General features: G+C 63.5%; 22 protein-coding genes. 11 read left to right on the forward strand and 11 right to left on the reverse strand.

The features are described from left to right. The first annotated feature begins 68 nt into the window (after window positions 1-68). From RRF64_RS12345 to RRF64_RS12355, 3 genes are all read left to right on the forward strand, one after another. Window positions 69-389, forward strand: coding sequence for an antibiotic biosynthesis monooxygenase family protein (locus tag RRF64_RS12345; protein ID WP_323846189.1), 321 nt, complete (start codon window positions 69-71; stop codon window positions 387-389). A gap of 82 nt (window positions 390-471) precedes the next feature. Beyond that, entirely contained in the window at window positions 472-720 is a 249-nt protein-coding gene (locus RRF64_RS12350) for a hypothetical protein (protein WP_323846190.1), read from the forward strand. Window positions 721-863: 143 nt separating this feature from the next. Beyond that, complete coding sequence (locus RRF64_RS12355) at window positions 864-1,667, forward strand: putative porin (protein ID WP_323846191.1); 804 nt, start codon at window positions 864-866, stop codon at window positions 1,665-1,667. A 75-nt stretch (window positions 1,668-1,742) separates the two neighbouring features. Here RRF64_RS12355 and RRF64_RS12360 read toward each other — a convergent pair whose 3' ends face one another. Next, window positions 1,743-3,029, reverse strand: a complete 1,287-nt coding sequence (locus RRF64_RS12360; protein WP_323846192.1) for a M48 family metalloprotease — start codon at window positions 3,027-3,029, stop codon at window positions 1,743-1,745. Between the two features lie 67 nt (window positions 3,030-3,096). Between RRF64_RS12360 and RRF64_RS12365 the strand changes: the two genes are divergently transcribed. The 4 genes from RRF64_RS12365 to RRF64_RS12380 all read left to right on the forward strand — a co-directional run bounded on the left by RRF64_RS12365 (window position 3,097) and on the right by RRF64_RS12380 (window position 5,422). Continuing rightward, on the forward strand, window positions 3,097-3,576 hold the full coding sequence (locus tag RRF64_RS12365) for a DUF4265 domain-containing protein (RefSeq protein ID WP_323846193.1): 480 nt from the start codon (window positions 3,097-3,099) through the stop codon (window positions 3,574-3,576). 91 nt (window positions 3,577-3,667) lie between these two features. Continuing rightward, on the forward strand, window positions 3,668-4,453 hold the full coding sequence (gene yaaA, locus RRF64_RS12370; protein ID WP_323846194.1) for a peroxide stress protein YaaA: 786 nt from the start codon (window positions 3,668-3,670) through the stop codon (window positions 4,451-4,453). Next, window positions 4,450-5,061, forward strand: coding sequence for a DUF938 domain-containing protein (locus RRF64_RS12375; protein ID WP_323846195.1), 612 nt, complete (start codon window positions 4,450-4,452; stop codon window positions 5,059-5,061). The genes yaaA and RRF64_RS12375 overlap by 4 nt, the downstream gene beginning before the upstream one ends. A gap of 1 nt (window position 5,062) precedes the next feature. Continuing rightward, a complete protein-coding gene (locus tag RRF64_RS12380; RefSeq protein WP_323846196.1) occupies window positions 5,063-5,422 on the forward strand; it encodes a hypothetical protein in 360 nt (119 codons plus the stop codon). A gap of 70 nt (window positions 5,423-5,492) precedes the next feature. Here RRF64_RS12380 and phoR read toward each other — a convergent pair whose 3' ends face one another. The 4 genes from phoR to RRF64_RS12400 all read right to left on the reverse strand — a co-directional run bounded on the left by phoR (window position 5,493) and on the right by RRF64_RS12400 (window position 9,128). After that, entirely contained in the window at window positions 5,493-6,794 is a 1,302-nt protein-coding gene (gene phoR / locus RRF64_RS12385) for a phosphate regulon sensor histidine kinase PhoR (protein WP_323846197.1), read from the reverse strand. 34 nt (window positions 6,795-6,828) lie between these two features. Then, window positions 6,829-7,533 (reverse strand): phosphate regulon transcriptional regulator PhoB, encoded by a 705-nt coding sequence (gene phoB / locus RRF64_RS12390; RefSeq protein WP_323846198.1) that lies wholly within the window; start codon window positions 7,531-7,533, stop codon window positions 6,829-6,831. A 91-nt stretch (window positions 7,534-7,624) separates the two neighbouring features. Continuing rightward, window positions 7,625-8,506 carry a 4-hydroxybenzoate octaprenyltransferase gene (ubiA, locus tag RRF64_RS12395; RefSeq protein WP_323846199.1) on the reverse strand — a complete coding sequence of 294 codons (882 nt, stop codon included), beginning with the start codon at window positions 8,504-8,506 and terminating at the stop codon, window positions 7,625-7,627. A 13-nt stretch (window positions 8,507-8,519) separates the two neighbouring features. Then, complete coding sequence (locus RRF64_RS12400) at window positions 8,520-9,128, reverse strand: chorismate--pyruvate lyase family protein (RefSeq protein WP_323846200.1); 609 nt, start codon at window positions 9,126-9,128, stop codon at window positions 8,520-8,522. 170 nt (window positions 9,129-9,298) lie between these two features. Here RRF64_RS12400 and RRF64_RS12405 point away from each other — a divergent pair, with 170 nt between their 5' ends. Beyond that, window positions 9,299-10,603 carry a dicarboxylate/amino acid:cation symporter gene (locus RRF64_RS12405; RefSeq protein ID WP_323846201.1) on the forward strand — a complete coding sequence of 435 codons (1,305 nt, stop codon included), beginning with the start codon at window positions 9,299-9,301 and terminating at the stop codon, window positions 10,601-10,603. Window positions 10,604-10,649: 46 nt separating this feature from the next. On the opposite strand, the gene RRF64_RS12410 is transcribed toward RRF64_RS12405, so the two are convergent. The 4 genes from RRF64_RS12410 to RRF64_RS12425 all read right to left on the reverse strand — a co-directional run bounded on the left by RRF64_RS12410 (window position 10,650) and on the right by RRF64_RS12425 (window position 15,548). Further along, on the reverse strand, window positions 10,650-11,342 hold the full coding sequence (locus RRF64_RS12410; RefSeq protein ID WP_323846202.1) for a hypothetical protein: 693 nt from the start codon (window positions 11,340-11,342) through the stop codon (window positions 10,650-10,652). Between the two features lie 187 nt (window positions 11,343-11,529). Next, a complete protein-coding gene (locus tag RRF64_RS12415; protein ID WP_323846203.1) occupies window positions 11,530-12,216 on the reverse strand; it encodes a hypothetical protein in 687 nt (228 codons plus the stop codon). A 163-nt stretch (window positions 12,217-12,379) separates the two neighbouring features. Beyond that, window positions 12,380-14,497, reverse strand: a complete 2,118-nt coding sequence (recG, locus tag RRF64_RS12420) for an ATP-dependent DNA helicase RecG (protein WP_323846204.1) — start codon at window positions 14,495-14,497, stop codon at window positions 12,380-12,382. A 127-nt stretch (window positions 14,498-14,624) separates the two neighbouring features. Beyond that, entirely contained in the window at window positions 14,625-15,548 is a 924-nt protein-coding gene (locus RRF64_RS12425; RefSeq protein ID WP_323846205.1) for a hydrogen peroxide-inducible genes activator, read from the reverse strand. Window positions 15,549-15,736: 188 nt separating this feature from the next. Between RRF64_RS12425 and RRF64_RS12430 the strand changes: the two genes are divergently transcribed. The 3 genes from RRF64_RS12430 to RRF64_RS12440 all read left to right on the forward strand — a co-directional run bounded on the left by RRF64_RS12430 (window position 15,737) and on the right by RRF64_RS12440 (window position 18,353). Further along, entirely contained in the window at window positions 15,737-15,997 is a 261-nt protein-coding gene (locus tag RRF64_RS12430) for a GlsB/YeaQ/YmgE family stress response membrane protein (protein WP_323846206.1), read from the forward strand. A 226-nt stretch (window positions 15,998-16,223) separates the two neighbouring features. Further along, window positions 16,224-17,105 (forward strand): NAD-dependent epimerase/dehydratase family protein, encoded by an 882-nt coding sequence (locus RRF64_RS12435; RefSeq protein ID WP_323846207.1) that lies wholly within the window; start codon window positions 16,224-16,226, stop codon window positions 17,103-17,105. Window positions 17,106-17,327: 222 nt separating this feature from the next. Continuing rightward, entirely contained in the window at window positions 17,328-18,353 is a 1,026-nt protein-coding gene (locus RRF64_RS12440; protein WP_323846208.1) for a zinc-binding dehydrogenase, read from the forward strand. A gap of 156 nt (window positions 18,354-18,509) precedes the next feature. Here the strand turns inward: RRF64_RS12440 and RRF64_RS12445 are convergent, their stop codons facing one another. Continuing rightward, window positions 18,510-18,893, reverse strand: a complete 384-nt coding sequence (locus RRF64_RS12445) for a RidA family protein (protein ID WP_323846209.1) — start codon at window positions 18,891-18,893, stop codon at window positions 18,510-18,512. Between the two features lie 283 nt (window positions 18,894-19,176). Beyond that, window positions 19,177-21,294: a bifunctional GTP diphosphokinase/guanosine-3',5'-bis pyrophosphate 3'-pyrophosphohydrolase gene (spoT, locus tag RRF64_RS12450; RefSeq protein WP_323846210.1), complete on the reverse strand. Its 2,118-nt coding sequence runs from the start codon at window positions 21,292-21,294 to the stop codon at window positions 19,177-19,179. Window positions 21,295-21,300: the final 6 nt, after the last annotated feature.

Genomic DNA, 21,300 nt, shown 5'->3' on the forward strand with positions numbered 1-21,300 from the left:
AGACAGGGAAAACAAAAGAGGCCGCAATTTGCGGCCTTTTTTATCTCAGCAACACGGAGGTTGTGACAGTGAAGTTTATCTTCGAGGTGCGCATCAAAGAGGGCCACACTGCCGAAGAGTACGCCGATGCGTGGGTGCGGGCATCCGAACTGATCCAGCAGGCGCCCGGGGCGCGGGGTACGGAACTCCATCGAAAGATAGGCGACCCCAATACGCTGATCGCCATTGCCAGCTGGAACAGCAAGGCGCAAAGGGATGCGATGGATGCCGAACACAATCCCGAGATAGACCAGATCATCCGCAGCGCCGCCCCCTTTGTGGAGATTCGCCCGCTGGGCGAGTTTGACGAGCCCGAATGGGTGGTGAAGCCGCCGGCCACCGACAACTAGTAGATGCGGCCCCATTTCAGATAAAAAGCCGAAAATAATAGAGAAAAACGATCGTTAAATCCGGGCTGTTCAATTACCCGCAATGACACGGGTTAAGCGGCCTTTTGCATCCACCGAAGCGACGGTCCTGGTGCCCGCGTTCAAGCCATCAGTAGCCAATCCCGGCAATTATGAGATGACCTGGTGGAGAACTTGCGGGCCCAATTACACCACCATGAAGACGTCCTACACCATGGAAGAACTGGAGGAAAAGCCGGAACTGATGCAAACAATTCTGGATAAGGCGAAGGCGATTGACGGCTGTACAAGTATGCTGACAAGTATCGAATAAAATCGAATAACACGTGCGCAAAGGCCCTGCACAGGGCCTTTTCTTTTTGCACCAACACTTCCTGAGCCATTCATTTACCATTCAGTAAAAATCATTACAATCCGCGCCTCCAATTGGAAACATTGTCAAACAAGGAATATGTAATGAAGTTTAAATTGGCCGCCCTGCCGCTGATGCTGCTCTCCGCTACCGTTGCCGCGGAGCAGTACACCTCCATCACCGAAGCCGACTATATTCAGACCGATACCGGATTTGCCGACATCGACCAGTTGCTGATCGGCAGCACTTACTATTTCGCACCCAAGGAAACTCTGGGTCCGTTGAAAGAATTCGAATATATCAACAAGGTCACCAACATCTTTGGTGGCTACAGCTACGCCGACAGCGATTTCGGCGATGCTGACAGCCTGGCTGTCGGCGGCGAGTACTTTGCCGCGAACGGCTTTGTCGTCGGGGGTGCCATGCTGGAGTCCGACGGTGGGGATATGCTCTCCGCTTCGCTGGGCTATCTGTTCACCCCGAACTTCCTGATGTCATTGGAAGCGGTCGATGTTGAAGACGCGGACAGCGAACTGTTTGTCAACGCGCGCTACAATCACCAGCTGAATGGCACCGACTATATCGGATTCGATGTTTCCGTCGACGATGATCTCGACAGCAAGACTGTTTCCTCCAAATACTTCACCGAGTTCGCCGGCGGCCGGTACCTGGCTGCGGAAGTCTCTGTCAACGATACCGACGACACCGATCTTTTCTGGGCCGGCAATGTCGAGTTCTATTTCAACCAGAACACCTCCGTCGGCTTCGGCTACGACGATGCCGACAGCTACGAGCTGAACGCGACCCATTTCTTCAACCGCAATGTCGCGGCCAAGGTTGCCTACGGCTCCAACACCGAGTTCGATGAAGTCGATGTATTCTCCCTCGGCCTGACCGTGCAGCTGTAAACCGCCGGCGCCAGTAGAAACAAAAAGGGCCGCACTGCGGCCCTTTTTTATTGGCGAATTACGCAGGACGTGGCGTTATCCCTTGTTAGTTAGCGCCTGCATCCGCGCCTGTGCCTTGCTGCCGATATCTCCGCCGGCGCTGGCGGCGGTCTGATAGTGGCTGTAGGCGTTCTTGGTATTGCCCTGCATTTCGTATACCTGGCCCAGGTAGTAGTGCGCGTGCGGTGTCTCCAGGTGGCGCAGCGAGCGATTCAGATCCCGTTCCGCCGCCGTGTAGTCCTTCAGCTGCGCGCTGATCATGCCGCGCTTGAGCCAGTTGGAGAACAGTGACGGGTTTTTCTGTACCGCGCGGTCGTAGGCGGTGTGCGCGCTCTGGTACTGCTTCTGGTACGCCAGCAGGTCGCCCTCGAGTGCGTAGAAAGCGGCCTCCCTGGGCTGCTGTTTCTGCGCCTGGCGCACCAGGCTCAGGGCGCGGTCGTACTGCTTATCGTTGATGGCGGCCATCGCATCGTCATAGGTCTTGTAGGCATCGGCGTCGCGCTGCAGCTGGGCAATGGCCTTCTGGTAGGCGGCGCGATTGGTGGCGCCGCCTGTCGCCAACTGCTTGGCGTGCTCGATATTGGCGTCCACCCGCGCCTGGGACGGCGGGTGGCTGGCAAAGAGCGCCTCGAGGCCGCTGGCCTGTTTGCCCTTCGACAGCTCGACGAACTTGCGCTGCAGGCGCACCGCGCCCTGGGGGTCGTAACCGGCGGCGGCCATGTATTTCATGCCGTACTGGTCCGACTCCAGCTCGTTGCTGCGGCCGTAACGGGCGATATAGGCGGAGCCGCCCAGCTGGCCGCCGAGGGTCACCAGGTCGCCGTAAGCGGTTTCCTTGGTGGCGGCGCCGAGCACGGCGAGACCGGCGCCCAGCACCTGCTGCTGTGACATGGCTGCGGCCGAGTGACGCGCGGCGGCGTGCACTATCTCGTGGCCCAATACGGCGGCCAGCTCCGCCTCGTCTTCCAGCAGCACCAGCAGGCCGCGGTTGACCGCTATCTTGCCGCCGGGCAGGGCCCAGGCGTTGGGCACCGAGTTGTTCAGCACCACGAATTCGTAGGGCAGCTGCGGCTGGTCGGAGACCCTGGCCAGCTTCTGCCCCACCCGGTTCACATAGTCCTGCAACGCCGGATCTATGACGTACTGGCCGCCCTGCTGCTGCTGGTTGATCGGGTACTGCTGCTCGCCCAGTGCCAGTTCCTGGCCCGGTGACATCAGCGACAGCTCCTTGGCTCCGGTAACCGGATTGACCGCACAGCCGGCCATCAGTGTCGCGGCCAGAGTCGCCGCGGCTGCAGAGAATTTAAGTGCGCGCGAGATCATCGCCTCCTCCCTGTATAATGCTCAGTTTTTACGGTTACTCATTGTACACAGTCCGGGGAGCGAGGTTATGGCAGCACTTCAGGTTATCGAACTATTTGCCGGTAGCGATCCCGATGGTGAACCGGTGGTGGAGCGACTGCAGGTGCGCGTCAACGAGGACAACACCTGCCAGCTGGTGCGCTCCCCGGCGTTTATCAAGGGGATCGCCAGCGGCGACACCATCAAAGTCGACAAGGACAACCAGCAGTTCGAACTGGTAAAGCGCGCCGGCAACCTGGCGATCCGCGTCTTCTGTCGCGGCGACAGCGCGGAGCTCTCGGACCGGCTGACACCGCAGCTGGAAAAGCTCGGCGGCGAGCTGGACCTGGAAAGCCCGCGCCTGCTGGTGTACTCGATTCACGTCAGCTGTGGCTTCGACAAGATCGAAGAAATCCTCAACGGCGCCTGCGATGGGGCCAACAGTGTCTGGTACTACGGCAATGTCTACGATCCCCAGGACGGGCAGACGCCGCTGAACTGGTGGCAGGACATCCTCAAACCGGAATAAAGCGGGGAGCGCCGAGCCCCAGCTCGGCTTGGGATTCAATCGAAACTATTGCCAAGCTGGGGCTCGGCGCTCCCGGCACACAAGGAACCCGATGTTAATCGTTATCTCCCCGGCCAAGACCCTCGACTACGAGAGTGAAATTCCATCACTGGAGACCACCCAGCCGGATTTCCTCGGGGAATCCGCGGCGCTGATCAAAGAGTTGCGCGCGCTGAGCCCGCAGCAGATCTCCAGCCTGATGAAAATCTCCGACAAGCTGGGCCTGCTCAATTACGACCGCTTCCAGCAGTGGCAGCGCCCCTTTACCGACAAGAACGCCCGCCCCGCCCTGCTCGCCTTCAAGGGCGATGTCTACACCGGTCTCGCGGCCGAGACCATGGGCAAGCGCGACTTCGCCTATGCACAGAAGCACCTGCGCATGCTGTCGGGCCTCTACGGTCTGCTGCGCCCGCTGGACCTGATGCAGCCCTATCGCCTGGAAATGGGTACCAGAATGCCGAATGCCCGCGGCAGCAATCTGTACGAGTTCTGGGGCGCGCGCCTTACCCGGGCGCTCAACGAACAGCTGCACGGCCTTAAGAGCCGCGAGCTGGTGAACCTGGCCTCCAATGAGTACTTCAAGTCCGTGCAGCCGCAGGCGCTCGATGCCGACGTCGTCACGCCGCACTTTAAGGACCTGAAGAACGGCCAGTACAAGATGATCAGTTTCTTTGCCAAGAAGGCGCGCGGCATGATGACCCGCTGGGCCATAGAGCAGCGGGTAAAAAAGGCGGAGGAACTGAAAAATTTCGCTGTCGCCGGCTACCGCTACAACGCCGGACTGTCGAGAGGCCGCGACTGGGTATTCACCCGCGACCAGGCCCCGGAGGCATCATGAGCCGTACCGAGCTGCCGGACGCGCCCTCCTGCGCGCGCAACCGCGAGCCGATACTGGCGCAGCTGCGCCGCCTGCTCGCCGACAGCCGCACCGTGCTGGAGGTTGGCAGCGGCACCGGGCAGCACGCGGTCTACTTTGCCCCGCGATTGCCGCACCTGGTCTGGCAGACCTCCGACCGCGCGGAGAACCTGCCCGGCATCCGCGCGTGGCTCGCGCAGGAACCGGCGGACAACCTGCGCGCGCCGCTGGAGCTGGACGTGGACGACGACTGGCCGTCGATCAGCGTCGACACTATTTTTAGCGCTAATACCCTGCATATTATGTCCGCCGATTCCGTGCGGCAGTTTTTCCACAAGCTGCCGCGGGTGCTGCAGCCCGGTGGCCGCCTGGTCGTGTACGGACCCATGAAGATTGCCGGCCAATACATCGGCCCGAGCAATGCCGATTTTGATCAGTGGCTGAAGGAGCGCGATCCCTTGAGCGGCATTCGCGATCTCGAGTGGCTGGATCAACTGGCACTGGCCGCGGGGCTGGAGCGCGAAGAATTGCATTACCTGCCGGCCAATAACCAGTTGATTGTCTGGCGCAAAAAGACGGAGAGGAGTTGATATGCCAGCATGGTTTGAAACGACAGTCATTATCGCATTCGCGATCGGCGCGGTTTATTTTTTTGCCAAGTACCGTGAGACGGTCGCCGCTTTGCACGAGAGTGAGCGCATGAAGAAGCGCCTCTCCGACGATCTCAATCGCTACCGGGATACCCCGCGCCTGCGCGCACTGCGCGACGCCATGGTGGGTGCCGATACCCTGCCCGTGGACGATGACGGCCGCGAGCACCTGCTGGTGCGCGACGGCGATCTGCAGCTGCACCACCTGACCCTGCGCCGCCAGTGCAATGCGGTGAGCGAGGGCGAGAAGATCACCTATACAAAAGATGGTGAGGAGGTGGTGCTGAGCGAGCTGGAATAAGCCGGCATTCTCTTATGTAGGAGCGGCCATGGGCCGCTTCTACATTGGGTATCCGGGTACGGGGAATTCTTCAGGCGGCGGTAGTCGAGCCAAGCTTCTGCGGCGGAAAGTGCAGGGTAAAAGTACTGCCGCGCCCCGGCGTGCTGTCGACAGTCATTTCGGCACTGTGCCGCAGCAGCACATGCTTGACGATGGCGAGACCCAGGCCGGTGCCGCCGCTGTCGCGGGAGCGGCCGGCGTCGACGCGGTAGAAGCGCTCGGTCAGCCGCGGTATGTGGATCGGATCTATGCCGATGCCGCTGTCCTTGACCGCGAAGTGCCCGCCTTTCCCGTCCACCCACCAGCGCAACTGAATCGGTCCGCCGGCCGGGCTGTACTTCACCGCGTTCAGCACCAGGTTGGCGAAGGCGCTGTGCAGTTCAGTGGCGTCGCCGGTGATGGTCGTGTCCCGGTCGCATTCCACCGTGATCTGGTGGTGCGCGCCGCTGAAGCTGCGCGCCTCCCGCGCCACCCTTTCCATCAGCTCGCCGACGACGACCCGCTCGCGGCCGCTGTCGCGCTCCGAGGTCTCCAGCCGCGCGAGCAACAGCAGGTCGTTCACCAGTGTGGTCATGCGCGCTGTCTGCTCGCGCATCTGCGTCAGCGGGCGCTGCCAGGCCTGCGGCGCCTGGCCGCTGCCCTCGAGGGTTTCCAGATAGCCGGCGATCACGGTCAGCGGTGTGCGCAATTCGTGGGATACATTGGCGACGAAGTCGCGGCGCATCTGCTCCAGGTTGTGCAGGCGGGTGACATCGCGCACGATCACCAGCGCCTCGTCCTGGCCGAAGCGGGTCACCTCCAGCTGCAGTATGCGCGCATCGTTGCCCGGCGCCGGCAGGGTCAGCGGCCCGCGCGCGCCCTGATCCAGGCGGTACATGTAGCTGACAAAACCGGGATCGCGCACGAAGTTGACCAGCGGCTGGCCGGCGTCGCGGGGCTGCAGGCCGAGCAGCTCGCCGGCGGCGGGGTTCCACCAGGCCAGGTTGCCACCGTCCTCCAGCGCCACTATGCCCTCGCGCAGGGCGCCGGTGCTGTCCTGCACCCGGCGCAGCATGGCGTGCAGTTTCTGTTTCTCGCGTCTGTGGCGGCGCTGCAGGCGGTAGAAGTCGTCGGAGATCTCGCCCCAGATGCCGAAGACGGTAGGGGCGGGACCGCGGCGGCCGTTGGCCAGCCAGCGATTGAAGCGGCTCTGCTGCCACAGGATCCACGCCAGGTAGACGCCCAGCCCCAGAACCAGCGCCAGCAGCCAGTGGTCCGTGGCGAAGCCGAAGATGGTGCAGCCGAGGGCAATAACTACGAAGCGCGAAAACTCGCCAATACTGCGATCCAGCATATTGGTGCCGTTTTAAGCAAAGTTGGGCAGGATCTTACACTTTTTCCGCGGTTTGCACAGAAAACCGGTAGCCGGTACCGCGCACTGTCTGGATATAGCGGTCGTGTGCGTCCATGGCCAGCGCCTTGCGCAGGCGGCGGATATGTACGTCCACCGTGCGCTCCTCCACATAGACGTTGCCGCCCCAGACGTGGTCGAGCAGCTGGGTGCGGGTGTAGGCGCGCTCCTGGTGGGACAGGAAGAAGGTCAGCAGGCGGAATTCGGTCGGGCCCATCTCCACGGGCTGGCCGTTGATGGTCACGCGGTGGCTGAGCGGATCCAGCACCAGGCCGCCGGCGGTCAGCGGCTCTTCGGGGGTGGACGGGCCGGCGCGGCGCAGCACCGCCTTCAGGCGCGCGACCAGTTCGCGCGGCGAGAAGGGCTTGGTGATGTAATCGTCGGCGCCGGTCTCCAGCCCCTTGATCTTGTGGTCTTCCTCGCCCTTGGCGGTGAGCATGATGATCGGCAGGGCGGAGGTCAGTTCGTCGCGCTTCAGGCGGCGGGCCAGTTCGACGCCGGACACGTCGGGCAGCATCCAGTCGAGCAGAATCAGGTCGGGCTTCTCGTCGATCACCAGCGCGTGCGCTTCCTGGGCGTTCTCCGCCTCGATACAGCGGTAGTCCGCCATTTCCAGCGCTACCCGCAACATATCGCGCACCGCGGCTTCGTCGTCGACTATCAGGATCGTCTTGCTGTGCATCTGCCTGTCATACCCTACTTTTCGTGGGGGTCATTTAACGGCATTTCCATGACAAATATATGACAACAGTAGCGCGACCCCCAGCCGTCGGTCAGTCGAGGAGATAGTGGAAAAATATTCCCGCGAATATCGCAGCGCCGACCCAGTTGTTATTCAGGAACGCCAGAAAACAGGCACCGCGTTCTCGATCGCGCACCAGCCACTGCTGGTAGGCGAAGAGCACCGCCGCTACCGCGAGGCCGCTGTAGTAGGCGGCGCCGAGTGCGAAGCGGCTGCCGATCAGCAGCAGTGCGAACAGCACCATTATCTGCAGTGCGCCGGTCATGGCTTTGTCCAGCTCACCGAAGAGTATCGCCGTGGATTTGACGCCGATCTTCAGGTCGTCGTCGCGATCCACCATTGCGTAGAAGGTGTCGTAGCAGACGGTCCACAGCAGGTTGGCGGTATACAGCAGCCAGGCCTGCGCCGGCACCTCGCCGGTGGCGGCGGCAAATGCCATCGGAATTCCCATGCTGAATGCGGCGCCGAGCACCACCTGCGGCATGTGCGTATAGCGCTTGGCAAAGGGATAGCAGAAGGCCAGCGCCAGGGCCGGCAGCGACAACAGTACGGCCAGCTTGTTGGTGGTCAGCACCAGCGCAAAGGCCAGCAGGCTGAGGCCCGCAAACAGCGCCAGGGCGCCGCGGGGTGTCACACTGCCGGTGGCCAGCGGGCGCTGCGCGGTGCGCTGCACGCGGCCGTCGATATTGCGGTCGGCGAAATCGTTGATCGCGCAACCGGCGGCGCGCATCAGCAGCACGCCCAGGGTAAAGACGATAAACAGGTGCAGCCCGGGCCAGCCCTCCGCCGCCAGCCACAGCGCCCACCAGGTGGGCCACAGCAGCAGCATCGAGCCTATGGGTCTGTCCAGGCGCGCCAGTTGCCAGTAGGGCAGGGCGGCGGGCCAGCGTTGCGAAATTTGTTGGCTGATCACGGCTATTTCTCTCTTATTCGGCCTCGGCGAAGGCTTCGGTAACGACCTGCGGCGCCCGCTCGGGCCGGAAGGCGTCCAGAAACGTCTCGGCTACCAGCAGCGGCTTGTCGCGCAGCCAGAAGGTGGAGCGGCGTCCCCAGGCGCTGTCGCCCTCGCCGGTCAGTTCGCGCAGCTGGCAGCGCGGATTGCGCTGCAGCTGGTTGAGCACGATCGGGCCGCGGCGGATATCCGGCTCGCTGAACAGCAGCTCGCCGAGGGGGCGACTGTCGAGGCTGCGCAGGTAGCGCGACTTGCCCTGCAGGCTGCGCATCGGCAGCACGCTGCGGGCGTAGACCCAGGGTCGGCCGCAGCCGTACAGCAGCACCTCGCGCACCAGCGCGCGGCTGCGGTCGCGCAGGTTCAGCGCGCGGCGCTCCTCCAGCCGCGGCTGCTGCCAGCCCTGGCTCAGCACCTGTACGCGGAAGTCGCCACCGGAGAGCTGCTTGAGCGCCGCGGTCAGCGAGCCGGGGTGCAGCAACCACGGCAGCATCGCCGCCGGCGGCTGCCGGTGCAGGGATTCCAGCGGCTGGGCATGCCAGTCGCCGCTCGGTTCGAAAGGCGGCTCGAAGGGAGATTGGTACAACTGCAGCTCCGCGATTTTGCAAAGGGGCATTGTACAGTGGTCAGTGGTCAGTGGTCAGTGGTCAGTGGTGTGGTGGGCGGCTGTTCAACACTGGCCACTCATCACTGCCCCCCGCTTTTGCTATAGTGCCCGGCTGCGATTAAAACAACGAATTACAGAGAACCTGCTCCATGGGCCTCACCACCAAAATTCTGATCGCCATGCTCGCCGGCATTGTCGTGGGTGTGCTGTTCAATTTTCTCAGTGCCAGCCAGCTGCTCGGCAGCGGCGTCACCGGCGCCATCAACAGTTACCTGACTGAGGGTCTGTTCGATATCGTCGGGCGTATCTTTATCGCCTCCCTCAAGCTGATGGTGGTGCCGCTGGTACTGGTGTCGCTGGTATGCGGCGCCTGCGCCCTGTCCGAGGGCCACCGCATGGGCCCGCTGGCGGGCAAGACACTGCTGCTCTACCTGTTCACCACCGCCGCGGCGATTACCCTCGCGCTGGGCATGGCGCTGATCATCCAGCCGGGCGTCGGTGTGGACGTGGCGCCGGGCGGCGCCTTCGAGCCCAAGGAATCGCCGCCGCTGTCGGAGGTGCTGGTCAATATCTTCCCCACCAACCCGGTGGCGGCCATGGCCCAGGGCAATATGCTGCAGATCATCGTGTTTGCGCTGCTGATGGGCTATGCGATATCCCGCTGCGGCGCGCCGGGGCAGCGCATCGCCGCACTCTTCAACGATCTCAACGAGGTGATCCTGCGCATGGTCGGGGTGCTGATGGTGTTTGCGCCCTACGGCGTCTTCGCGCTTCTGGCCCAGACCTTCGCGACCCTGGGAGTGGAGTTCATTCTGGATCTCGGCAAGTACTTCCTGGTCGTGCTGGGCACGCTGCTGCTGCACGCGCTGGGCGTCTACCCGCTGCTGCTGAAGGCGCTGTCCGGGCTCAACCCGGTTGAGCTGATCAAGAAGATGCGCCCGGCGATGGTGTTTGCATTCAGCACGGCCTCGTCCGCGGCCACCCTGCCGGTGACCCTGTCCACTGTGGAGAAGCGCCTGGGTGTGGACAACAAGGTGGCCGCCTTCACGGTGCCGCTGGGAGCCACCATCAATATGGACGGTACCGCGATCATGCAGGGCGTGGCGACGGTGTTCATTGCGCAGATGTACGGCATCGAAATCGGCCTGATGGGCTATCTGACCGTGATCCTGACCGCCACCCTGGCCTCCATCGGCACCGCCGGCGTGCCCGGTGTAGGCCTGATCATGCTGGCGATGGTGTTGCAGCAGGTGGGTCTGCCGCTGGAGGGCATCGCCATTGTGATGGGGGTGGACCGACTGCTGGATATGGTGCGCACCGCGGTGAACATCACCGGTGATGCGGTGGTGAGCACCATCGTCGCCAAGAGCGAGGGCGCGCTGTCCGAGGAGATCTTCAACGATCGCAACTACGAAAGTGTGGCCGACGGCCGGGGCGCCGTGGCGGCCCAGTGACGCTTGTGCCGGGTGCGCGTCGCGCACCCTTATAGCGCCGCGCCCTCTACTTATTCGATGAGGTCGACAGCAGATCGCGCAACTCGCCCGCGTCCAGCTCGTCCTCCACCTCATCGAGTATCTTCTCCACCACGGCCGACAGTGCCAGCTTGATGGATTCCTCGGTGGTGTCCTCGACGGTGCTGCCGTTGCCGGCCGATTTCACCTGATATTTTTCGCTGATCTTCCACTCGGCGATATCCAGGCTGCGCTCGCGCAGCGTGCGGCCGTTAAAGCCGCTGAGCCGGTAGTAAAACTTGCCGCCCAGCTCCACGGTGCCGCGCTCCAGCTCGACACCTTCCAGGCTCTGCAGATCGTTGAAGTGCTTGACCGCCTTGATCTCCAGCCGGTTGTGCAGGGACAGCAGACCGCCCTGCTCCGCCAGCGGGATTTCCTCGTCGGCGAAAAATTCCCGCAGCCGCGCGTTGAGCGCGATTGCCAGGTGCAGACGGTACTTGCGCAGTGCGGCCTCCTTGATCCCGCTGAGGTCGCCGCCCTCGCCCGCCTGTGCCAGCAGCAGGGCCAGGTTGGCGCTGCTGACAGGCATGGGCACATCGATGGCAATTTCCGCCGGAGTGATATTCAGACTGGGGTTCTGGCGATCGCCGCCAAAGCCGAGAAACTGCGCCTGAGTGGCGGAGGTGGTAGATAAGAGTAGCAGGCCGGTCAGCGCCAGCCCGCGCGTTGCGATTCTCGTCACCGGACTCTCCCTGAGTTCTTGTTGTCGGTATAAGGCGAAATCAATTCCGCCCTGATTCGTCAAAATGAAACCCAAGGCTGCCACTCACGCGGCCCGGTGGCAAAAAATTCGATGACTTCCTGGTCGATTTCATTGTTCTGTGACACCTGCCGCAGACGGATAATGCCGGTCTGTCGACAGCAAACCGCTAGAGCGCTGCAAGCTCCCGCAACTGCTCCGCCTCCAGCTGGTCCTCGATGCGATCCACCAATCGCCGCACCATCTCCACCAGCGCCGCCTCGATGGCCTGGTCGGTACTGTCCTCGGCCTCGCCGCCGCCGTGCGGTGTTTTCACCTGGTATTTTTCCCGCACCCGCAGATCGGCGATATCGATGCGCCGCTCGCGCAGATTCGCGCCGGCCGCGCTTTCCAGCCGGTAGTGGAAATCGCCGGACAGCTCCAGGGTGCCGCGCTCCAGCTCATACTTTTCCGCGTTTTTAAGGTCGCGGAGCTGCTTGCTGATGGAGATATCGACGGCGCTGTGCAGGAGCAGCTGCCCGCCCTGCTGCGCCAGCGGCACCTCCTCATCGGCGAAGAATTTTTCCAGGGCGCTGTGCAGTTCGCGCCGCAGCTGCGCACTGAATTTCTGCGCGGCCTCTTCCTTCAGCGCGCTGAGGCTGTTGCCGCTGCCCGCCTGGGCCAGCAGCAGCGCCAGGTTGTTGCCCTGTACCGGTGTGGGTACATCCACGGCAATTTTCGCCGGCGCCAGGGTCAGGCTGGGCGTCTGTTCACTGCCGCCGATACCGAGGAAGCCGCCCTGGGCGAAGGCATCGCTGTGCACACAGAGATACAGCAGACCGATCCGCAACAGTCTGTTCAATGGTAGGTGGTTCACGAGACTCTCCCTGAGATCTCTCAGATTTATCGCTGTTATTCGAGCGTTGCCGCCAGGGGAGGCGATCTTGTCGTTGTGATGTCAGGCTGCCATCAGCCCGCGCCCAGCGCAAAAATATTGATGACCAGGGGAAGGGATCTGGTATTGAAAATAGACCGGAGGGTCAGGCTTCGGCGAAGCGCGGCCTGTTCTGCAGCCAGCGCGCGATCAGCTGGCGGCGGCGCTCTTCGCCCAGGGACGGGGCGGCCGCGATCCTCTGTACCTGGGGCAGCAGATGGGCGTCGCGCTGCAGATCGGCGACGCGGTGCTGTATCTCGCCGGTCTGGCGGGTGCCGAGTATCTCGCCGGGGCCGCGCAGGCGCAGGTCCTCCTCGGCAATGGCGAAGCCGTCGGCGTGCTGGCGCAGTGCCTGCAGCCGCGCGCGGCCGTTCTGCGACAGCGGCGTGCCGTAGAGCAATACGCAGTGGCTGGCGATGGAGCCGCGGCCGACGCGGCCGCGCAACTGGTGCAGCTGCGCCAGGCCGAGGCGTTCCGGATTCTCGATAATCATCAGGCTGGCGTTGGGCACGTCGACGCCCACCTCGATCACCGTTGTGGCCACCAGCAGGTCCACCTCGCCGGCCTTGAAGGCGTTCATCACCCGCTCCTTCTCATCGGGCTTCAGGCGGCCGTGTACCAGTGCCACGCGCACCCCGTCCAGGGTCTCGGCCAGTTCACTGGCGGTGGATTCGGCGGCCTGCGCCTGCAGCGTCTCGGATTCCTCGATCAGGGTGCAGACCCAGTAGGCCTGGCGGCCCTCGGCCACGGCCCCCTGTACCCGTTCCATCACCTGGTCGCGGCGCTCGTTGGAAATGGCCACCGTATTGATCGGCTGGCGCCCGGGCGGCAGCTCGTCGATCACCGAACAATCCAGGTCGGCAAAGGCGGACATGGCCAGGGTGCGCGGGATCGGCGTCGCGGTCATGATCAGCTGGTGCGGCTGCAGCCGGCCGGCCGCACCTCCCCCGCTGGTGTCGGTAACAGCGCCCTTCTCGCGCAGTTCCAGCCGCTGGCGTACGCCGAAACGGTGCTGCTCGTCGATGATCACCAGGGCCAGGTTGTGAAACACCACCTCCGGCTGAAACAGTGCGTGAGTGCCCACTACCAGCTGGGCCCCGCCGCCGGCAATGGCCGCCAGCTGCTCGCGGCGCTCGGCGGCGCGGAGGCTGCCGGTGAGCTGCGCCACCGAAATGCCGAGGGGTTCCAGCCAGGCACTGAAATTGCGCCGGTGCTGTTCGGCGAGGATTTCCGTCGGCGCCATCACCGCCACCTGGGCGCCGGCGCCGATGGCCTTCAGGGCGGCCAGGGCCGCAACCAGGGTCTTGCCGGCGCCGACATCTCCCTGCAGCAGCCGCATCATCGGGCGGTTCTGGGCCAGATCTGCGGCGATCTCGGCGCAAACCCGCCGCTGTGCGCCGGTCGGGGCAAAGGGCAGCCGGGCGAGGAAATCGCGCTCCAGGGCATCGCAGGCCGGCAGCGGCGGCGCCGAAATCTTCGAGGTGGCGCGCCGCAATTCCAGCAGACTCAGGTGGTGCGCCAGCAGTTCCTCCAGCGCCAGTCGCTGCTGCGCCGGGTGCACGCCCGCCGCCAGCTGCGCCAGGTCGGCGCCGGCGGGCGGCGCGTGCAGATAGCGCAGGGCGTCTCGCAGGGGGTAGCGCAGCGGCGCGGGCAGCAGTTCTGCCGGCAGCAGTTCGGACACGCCTTCCCGCTCCAGCAGGGACAGCGCCTGCTGCACCAGGCCGCGCAGCCGCGCCTGGCTGACGCCCTCGGTCAGCGGGTAGACCGGCGTCAGCGTCTCCGGCGCGTCGTGCGCCTCGGCGCCGACGATCTCGGTTTCCGGGTGGTAGAGCTCCAGGCCGGCCGCGCCGCGGCGCGCCTCGCCGTAACAGCGCAGGCGCACGCCGCGGGCGAAGCGGTCCTTCTGCGCGGCGGTGAAGTGGAAGTAGCGCAGGGAAAGGGTGCCGCTGCCGTCCTGCAGCCGCACCACCAAGCTGCGGCGGCGACCGAAGACCACGTCGGCGACCCGCACCTCGCCCTCGATCACCGCATCCACGCCGGGCATCAGCGCGGCTATGGGGGTGATGCGGGTGCGGTCCTGGTAGCGCAGCGGCAGATGGAACAGCAGGTCCTGCACGCTGCGAACCGGCAATTTGGCCAGTACCTGGGCAAACTTGTCGCCGACGCCCTTCAGCGCGGTGACCGGCATGTCGGCCAGGATGTTCACTGTTCGCTCGGGTGGCACTGGTCTTCTATTCCTCGCTCAAGTGGCGCTGGGCTGTCTATTGCTCGCGCAAATGGCACCGGGCTTTATATGCTTCACGAAAATGGCACTGGGCCTTTTATGCTTCGCGCAAATGGCACTGGGCCTTTTATTCCTCGCTCAAATGGCACTGGCCTATGGCCTCGCGCAATATGTCGATGGCGCGGTGGCGCGGAAAGCTGGCGCGCCAGGCGAGTGCTACGGTGCGCCGCGGGCCGGGCGGCGTAAACGGGCGGGTCTCCAGCAGGCCACTGGCATACTGGGAAGCGGTGGCGGCGGACAGCGGCAGCACGGTGATGCCGAGACCCGAGGCCACCATATGGCGCAGCGTCTCCAGCGAGCTGCCATCGGCGGCGGTGCGGATGCGGCCGTTGCCGGCCTCTCTCTCGATGGTCTGCTGCAGCTGCGGGCAGGCCTCCAGCACCTGGTCGCGGAAGCAGTGGCCCTCGCCGAGGAGCAGCACATTGTCCTGGGACAGCTGTTCGGCGGAAATGCTCTGCTGTTCCGCCAGCGGGTGGCCGGCGGGCATCAGCACCACGAAGGGCTCGTCGTACAGGGGCTGGGTGACCACATCCGGTTCGGTAAACGGCAGCGCGATGATAATCGCGTCCAGCTCACCTTTGCGCAAGCGCTGGCGCAGCGTGGCCGTGTAGCCCTCCTCCACATAGAGGGGCATGTCCGGTGCCAGTCGCTGCAACTGCGGAATAAAGTGCGGGAACAGATAGGGCCCGATGGTGAAGATGGCGCCCACCGACAGCGGGCTGGCGAGCTGGTCCTTGCCGGCGCTGGCGATATCCTTGATCGCGGCCGACTGCTCGAGCACCAGCTGCGCCTGGGCGACGATGCGCTCGCCCAGCGGCGTCGCCTGCACCCGGGTCTTGGAGCGCTCGAACAGGGCCACGCCCAGTTCCTTCTCCAGCTTCTTGACGGCGATGGAGAGGGTCGGCTGGCTGACATAACAGCGCTCGGCGGCGCGGCCGAAATGCTGCTCCTGGGCGAGGGTGACTATGTAGCGCAATTCATTGAGCGTCATGGTATAGACAATTAGCTGGTTGCTGGTGATAGCAATTATTCATAAATAATAGCCTCAGGCCAACGGCAAGAGTGACTGCGCGTATCGATCCGGAGAATTAGAAAAATTTGCTATTTGTGGGATTGATTCTGCGATTCCGGCGCAAAAATTTGCTATATCTGTAAGAACAGATTGAGCGGAGAATCGCCATGGGTATTTTTTCCTGGATTATCCTCGGACTCATCGCCGGGGCGCTGGCCAAGTGGATCATGCCGGGACCGGATCCGGGCGGCTGGATCGTCACCATGGTTATCGGCATTGTCGGTGCCTTTATCGGCGGCTGGCTGGGCAATATGCTCGGAATTGGTGAGCCTGTGTCCGGATTCGGTATCGGTGATATTGTTACTGCCACCATAGGTGCGATTATCTTCCTGGCCGCCTATCGCATGCTCAAGCGGCGCGGTAGTTAGTTGATTTTCAACCGATGCGGAGTCTGGGCTCCGTATCGGCACTAACAGCTCAGAATACCCGCACTTCTATTGCGGGATGATTTTTGTGGAGAGGTGAGTAACCCGCGGACCATCGGGACGGGGAATTTCCTTGGGCGGCGGACTTCTCCGGCGGGGATGAATAAAACAAGAATGGGGAATGCGGCAAGGGGGCGCGGCAGCGGTCCAACTCTTTGCCCGGACTTTTATGGCACAAGAAAAACTTTGGATCCTCGGATGTGGCGACCTGGGTGCGCGCCTGGCGCTGCGGCTGAACCGGCAGGAGTATGCGGTCTATGGTATGCGCCGCAATCCGCTGGTGGCCCTGGCGAGCAAGCGCCGCGCGGACGTGGTCAACTGGCGCCGCGGCGACGCCACCAAGAAAGAGGACATAGCGCGACTGCTGGCCGACGGCGCCGACGTGGTGCTAGCTACTTTTACCCCTGATGAGCACACGCAGGGCGGCTATCACCGCGCCTATATCAATACCGCCACCGCGCTCGCCGAAGCCCTGTCCAACCTGCCGCGGCCGCCGCGCCTGCTGATCTGGGTCTCGTCGACCCGCGTCTACGGCCAGAGCGGCGATGATCTTATCGATGAGCAGACGCCGGCGATTCCCAGCGGCTTCCAGGGCGATATCCTGCTGGCTGCGGAAGAGATTGTCCGCAGCGCTGTACCGACCACCTGTGTGGTGCGCTTCGCCGGCATTTACGGCCCCGGCCGCGACCGCCTGTTGTCGCAAGTGCGCGCCGGCCGCTGTGCGCCGCCGCAGCCGCCGCAGTACAGCAACCGCATCCATGTGGATGACTGCATCGGATTCCTGATCCACCTGATCGAGAAACACAAGTCGGGATGGTCGCCGGAGCAGCTGTATATCGGCGCCGACTGCATGCCCGTACCCATGTACGAACTGCAGCGCTGGCTGGTCAAGGCGATGGGCTACACCAGCGCCCATCTGCGCGAAATAGTGCAGACCAGTGAGCGCCGCTCGAAGAAACTCAGCAACAGGCGCCTGCTGGCCAGCGGTTACGAAATGAAGTATCCCGACTACAAGACCGGTTACAGCGCCCTACTGGAGTCAGAAGGCTGAGTCGCTCGCTGAGTAATTCGACGAAGGGTTGTCGCGGATTTCGGGGCGGCCCTGCTACCGGATGCTACCTTGCGAGACGCGCCGTAAATACATCCCTGTAGGCTTGTCGGCGAGGTCCCTCTCGCCGACAGTCTCGCAAGGTAGCATCCGGTAGCAGAGCCTTCGCATCAAAATCCCGCGTGAACGAACGGCTTTTCAGGCAGATTCCACTTTCTTACTACAATGACCCACCGCACCTTCTGGCAGACCCCCAAGGCCGGCGACATCGCCCGGCTGACACAGCAAACGGAACCGCTCACCGCCCTGCAGCCCGACCGTGTCCGGATCGGCGTCAGGGCCGTGGGGCTCAATTTCGCCGATATTTTTGCCCTCACCGGACTCTACTCCGCCACGCCGAGCGGGGCCTTTACTCCGGGCCTGGAGTTCGCCGGCACCGTGCTGGAAAGCGGTGCCGACACCGCCGACTTTTCGCCCGGGGACCGGGTGATGGGGGTAACCCGCTTCGGGGGCTACGCCACGGTGATCGACAGCGATCCCGACTACCTGATCCCGCTGCCGGACAGCTGGGACTTTGCCCAGGGCGCGGCCTGGCCGGCCCAGACGCTGACGGCCTGGTATGCGCTGACAAGGCTGGGTGCGCTGCAGGCGGGACAGGAAGTGCTGATTCACAGCGCGGCCGGCGGCGTGGGGCTGCAGGCGATGAAACTGACCCGGGCGCTCGGCGGTCGGCCGGTGGGCACCGTACGCAGTGCGGCAAAGGCAGCCCTGCTTGCCGAGCAGGGCTTTGGCCATGTCCTGGTGCGTGAACAGGACTTTGCCCGGCAGTTACGGCGTGAGGGACTGCGCTTTGACCTGGTGTTGGACGCCATCGGTGGCCGGGTGCAGCGGGCCAGTTTCGATGCGCTCAATCCCATGGGGCGGCTGGTGGTGTTCGGTGCGGCCGAGTTCACCCCACAGGGGAACCGCCCGAATTACCTGAAGGCGGCCTGGCGCTACCTGCGCCGCCCGCGCTACGACGTCATGGACATGATCAGCAGCAATCGCTCGCTGCTGGCCTTCAATCTGATCTGGCTGTGGGAGCAGAAGGCGCAGCTGAAAGCGCTGTTGGCGGAACTGGAGCGCGTGCCGCTGCCGCCACCGCTGGTCGGGCACCGCTTTCCGTTCGATGACGTTCACACGGCGCTGGATCTGCTGCGCTCGGGGCGGTCGGTGGGCAAGGTGGTTCTGGAAATGCGGAATGCGGAATGATGAATGCGGAATACGCGATCAGGCTTCCCGCTGTAGGAGCGGCGGGGCGGCCATCCGCCGGTGGCCGCGATCTGACCCCCGGCAGGCCAAGAGGTAATTACCGGCAAAGGCCACGCAGCCCACTCTATTCCGCATTCATCATTCCGCATTAATCATTCAGATAACCATCACCCCTTCCGCCTCAAACAGCGCGCCCTTCGGTAACTCCTTCACGCCCACCGCCGCGCGCGCCGGATAGGGCTCCTGAAAGAACTCCGCCATCACTTCATTGACGGTGGCGAAATTGCTGAGGTCGGTCAGGTACAGGTTCAGCTTGACGATATGCCCCAGGGAGCCGTTGGCCGCCTCGCACACCGCACACAGGTTCTTGAATACCTGACGCGCCTGGGCCGCGAAATCGCCGGGCACCAGTTCCATGGTTTGCGGATCCAGCGGGATCTGCCCGGACAGATAGACGGTGTTGTCGGCCTTGACCGCCTGGGAATAGCTGCCGATAGCGGCCGGAGCCTTGTCGGTCTTGATCACGGCGCGGTTGGTCATGGGGCACTCCGTTACTTTCTTGAGAAGGATTTGCTGAAAAAGAAAGCCGGCGAATATAGCGCGAAAACCCTGAATGCGGAATGCGGAATGCGGAATGCGGAATGCGGAATGCGGAATGCGGAATGCGGAATGCGGAATGCGCGATCTGAGATCCTGTTGTAGGAGCGGCGGGGCGGCCATCCGCCCATGGCCGCGATTGAACGTCTGGGGCCTCCGGAAGGCCGATCGCGGCCATAAGCCGCGCCTACGGCACTGAGCTGGCCCGCGTATGCCGCACTATCAATCACGGTCGCGCGATACGAATCACCGATGGCAGGTTGCGCAGCCGTTTCATGACGCGGGCCAGGTGCACGCGGTTGCTGACCTCGAGAGTCAGGGAAATCACGCTGTTGTGCGCATCCTTCTCGTCCACGTGGATCTGTTCGATGCTGGCGCCCTCTTCGGTAATGCGGGTGGCCAGGCGCGCGATGATGCCGCGCTCGGATTCCACCTCCACGCGCACGTCGCCGAGGAATTCCCCCTTCACGTCCGGCGACCAGTTCACCAGCATGATGTTTTCCGGGTGTTCGCGGAACTCACTGGCATTGCGGCAGGCATCGCGGTGCACCACTACACCCTTACCGGAGCTGATATGGCCGATGATGGTGTCGCCCGGGATGGGGCGGCAGCAGCGCGCGAAGCTGATCATCATGCCCTCCTGGGCGTCGATGGTCAGCGGTGAGGAGATATGGCTGGCCTCGGTCTCCTCGCTGCCGGTGGGCGCCAGCAGTTTGGCTGCGGAGAAGGCCACCTTGTTGCCGAGGCCGATCTCTTCCAGCAGCTTTTCCAGGGTCGGCATTTTCGCCTCGTGCAGGCCCCGCTCCAGCTGCTCCCGGCTCAGGTCCTCGAGGCGGGTATTGAACTTGCCCAGTGCCTTGTCCAGCAGGCGCCGGCCCAGGGCCACGGAATCGTGGTGGCGCTGGTGCTTGAGGAAATGGCGAATCGCACTGCGCGCCTTGGCGGTGACGACGAAGTTGAGCCAGTTCGGATTCGGCTGCGCATTCTTGCGGGTGAGAATCTCCACTTTCTGACCGCTCTCCAGCGGCTGCGACAGCGGCGCCAGGCGCTGGTTGATGCGCACCGCGACGCAGGAGTTGCCGATATCCGTGTGCACCGAATAGGCGAAGTCCACCGCGGTGGCGCCGGCCGGCAGGTCGACGATCTCGCCCTTGGGCGTGAATACGTAAACCTCGTCGGGGAACAGGTCTATCTTGACGTTCTCGATAAATTCCAGCGAGTCGCCGGCGCGCTGCTGCATTTCCAGCAGTCCCTGCACCCAGCGCCGCGCGCGCACCTGGCTGGTGCCGCCGGTGTTGATCACCTCGTCGCCGGACGCCTTGTACAGCCAGTGGGCGGCGATGCCGCTGTTGGCCATCTCGTCCATCTCCTTGGTGCGCACCTGCACCTCGATGGGCACGCCGTGCATGCCCAGCAGCACGGTGTGCAGTGACTGGTAGCCGTTGGACTTGGGGATCGCGATATAGTCCTTGAATTCGGAGATCACCGGCTTGTACAGGTTGTGCATCACGCCCAGCACGCGGTAGCTGGTGTCCACGCTGTCGACGATGATGCGAAACGCGTAGACGTCCATGATCTCCTTGAAGGACTTCTTCTTCGCGCGCATCTTCTGGTAGATGCTGTACAGATGCTTCTCGCGGCCGATCACCAGCGCGTCTATGCCCTCGCGCTGCAGGCGCACCTCGATGGCATTCTGGATCTTCTCGAGCAGTTCCTTGCGGTTGCCGCGCGCGGCGACTAAAGCCGCGCGCAGCCGGCTGGCGCGCAGCGGGTAGATGGCGAAGAAGGCGCGATCCTCGAATTCGATGCGCACATCGTTCATGCCCAGGCGGTGGGCGATGGGGGCGTAGATCTCCAGGGTCTCGCGGGCGATGCGCGCTCGCTTCTGCGGTTTCAGCGCACCCAACGTGCGCATGTTATGCAGCCGGTCGGCCAGTTTGACCAGGATGACGCGGATATCCCGCGCCATCGCCAGCGCCATCTTCTGGAAGTTTTCCGCCTGCTTTTCCGCCGGGCTGTCGGTCTCGAACTGGGTCAGCTTGGAGACGCCGTCCACCAGGTCCGCCACCTCCTCGCCGAACTGCTCGGCCAGCGCCGCCTTGGGAATGCCGGTGTCCTCGATCACATCGTGCAGCATGGCGGCGGCCAGGCTCTCGTGATCCATATGCATACCGGCCAGGATGGTGGCGACCGCAAGCGGGTGGGTGACATAGGGTTCGCCGGAGCGGCGCTGCTGGCCGTCGTGGGCCTGTTCCGCGTAGAAATAGGCGCGGCGAACTATCTGGATCTGGTCGTGGGGCAGGTACGAGGAGAGGCGGTGGGCCAGACTATCGATGGTGTGCAAAGCCGC

The sequence above is a fragment of the Microbulbifer magnicolonia genome (assembly GCF_035117725.1).
Taxonomy (GTDB): domain Bacteria; phylum Pseudomonadota; class Gammaproteobacteria; order Pseudomonadales; family Cellvibrionaceae; genus Microbulbifer; species Microbulbifer magnicolonia.

Bases quoted from the DNA above. Each gene is read 5' to 3' on its own strand.
- phoR (WP_323846197.1), bottom strand. From the start codon at position 6,794: ATGCTGGATCGCAGTATTGGCGAGTTTTCGCGCTTCGTAGTTATTGCC.
- RRF64_RS12425 (WP_323846205.1), bottom strand. From the start codon at position 15,548: ATGACGCTCAATGAATTGCGCTACATAGTCACCCTCGCCCAGGAGCAG.
- RRF64_RS12440 (WP_323846208.1), top strand. From the start codon at position 17,328: ATGACCCACCGCACCTTCTGGCAGACCCCCAAGGCCGGCGACATCGCC.
- RRF64_RS12435 (WP_323846207.1), top strand. From the start codon at position 16,224: ATGGCACAAGAAAAACTTTGGATCCTCGGATGTGGCGACCTGGGTGCG.
- yaaA (WP_323846194.1), top strand. From the start codon at position 3,668: ATGTTAATCGTTATCTCCCCGGCCAAGACCCTCGACTACGAGAGTGAA.
- RRF64_RS12445 (WP_323846209.1), bottom strand. From the start codon at position 18,893: ATGACCAACCGCGCCGTGATCAAGACCGACAAGGCTCCGGCCGCTATC.
- RRF64_RS12430 (WP_323846206.1), top strand. From the start codon at position 15,737: ATGGGTATTTTTTCCTGGATTATCCTCGGACTCATCGCCGGGGCGCTG.
- RRF64_RS12360 (WP_323846192.1), bottom strand. From the start codon at position 3,029: ATGATCTCGCGCGCACTTAAATTCTCTGCAGCCGCGGCGACTCTGGCC.
- RRF64_RS12405 (WP_323846201.1), top strand. From the start codon at position 9,299: ATGGGCCTCACCACCAAAATTCTGATCGCCATGCTCGCCGGCATTGTC.
- RRF64_RS12380 (WP_323846196.1), top strand. From the start codon at position 5,063: ATGCCAGCATGGTTTGAAACGACAGTCATTATCGCATTCGCGATCGGC.
- RRF64_RS12350 (WP_323846190.1), top strand. From the start codon at position 472: ATGACACGGGTTAAGCGGCCTTTTGCATCCACCGAAGCGACGGTCCTG.
- RRF64_RS12375 (WP_323846195.1), top strand. From the start codon at position 4,450: ATGAGCCGTACCGAGCTGCCGGACGCGCCCTCCTGCGCGCGCAACCGC.
- RRF64_RS12365 (WP_323846193.1), top strand. From the start codon at position 3,097: ATGGCAGCACTTCAGGTTATCGAACTATTTGCCGGTAGCGATCCCGAT.
- RRF64_RS12355 (WP_323846191.1), top strand. From the start codon at position 864: ATGAAGTTTAAATTGGCCGCCCTGCCGCTGATGCTGCTCTCCGCTACC.
- phoB (WP_323846198.1), bottom strand. From the start codon at position 7,533: ATGCACAGCAAGACGATCCTGATAGTCGACGACGAAGCCGCGGTGCGC.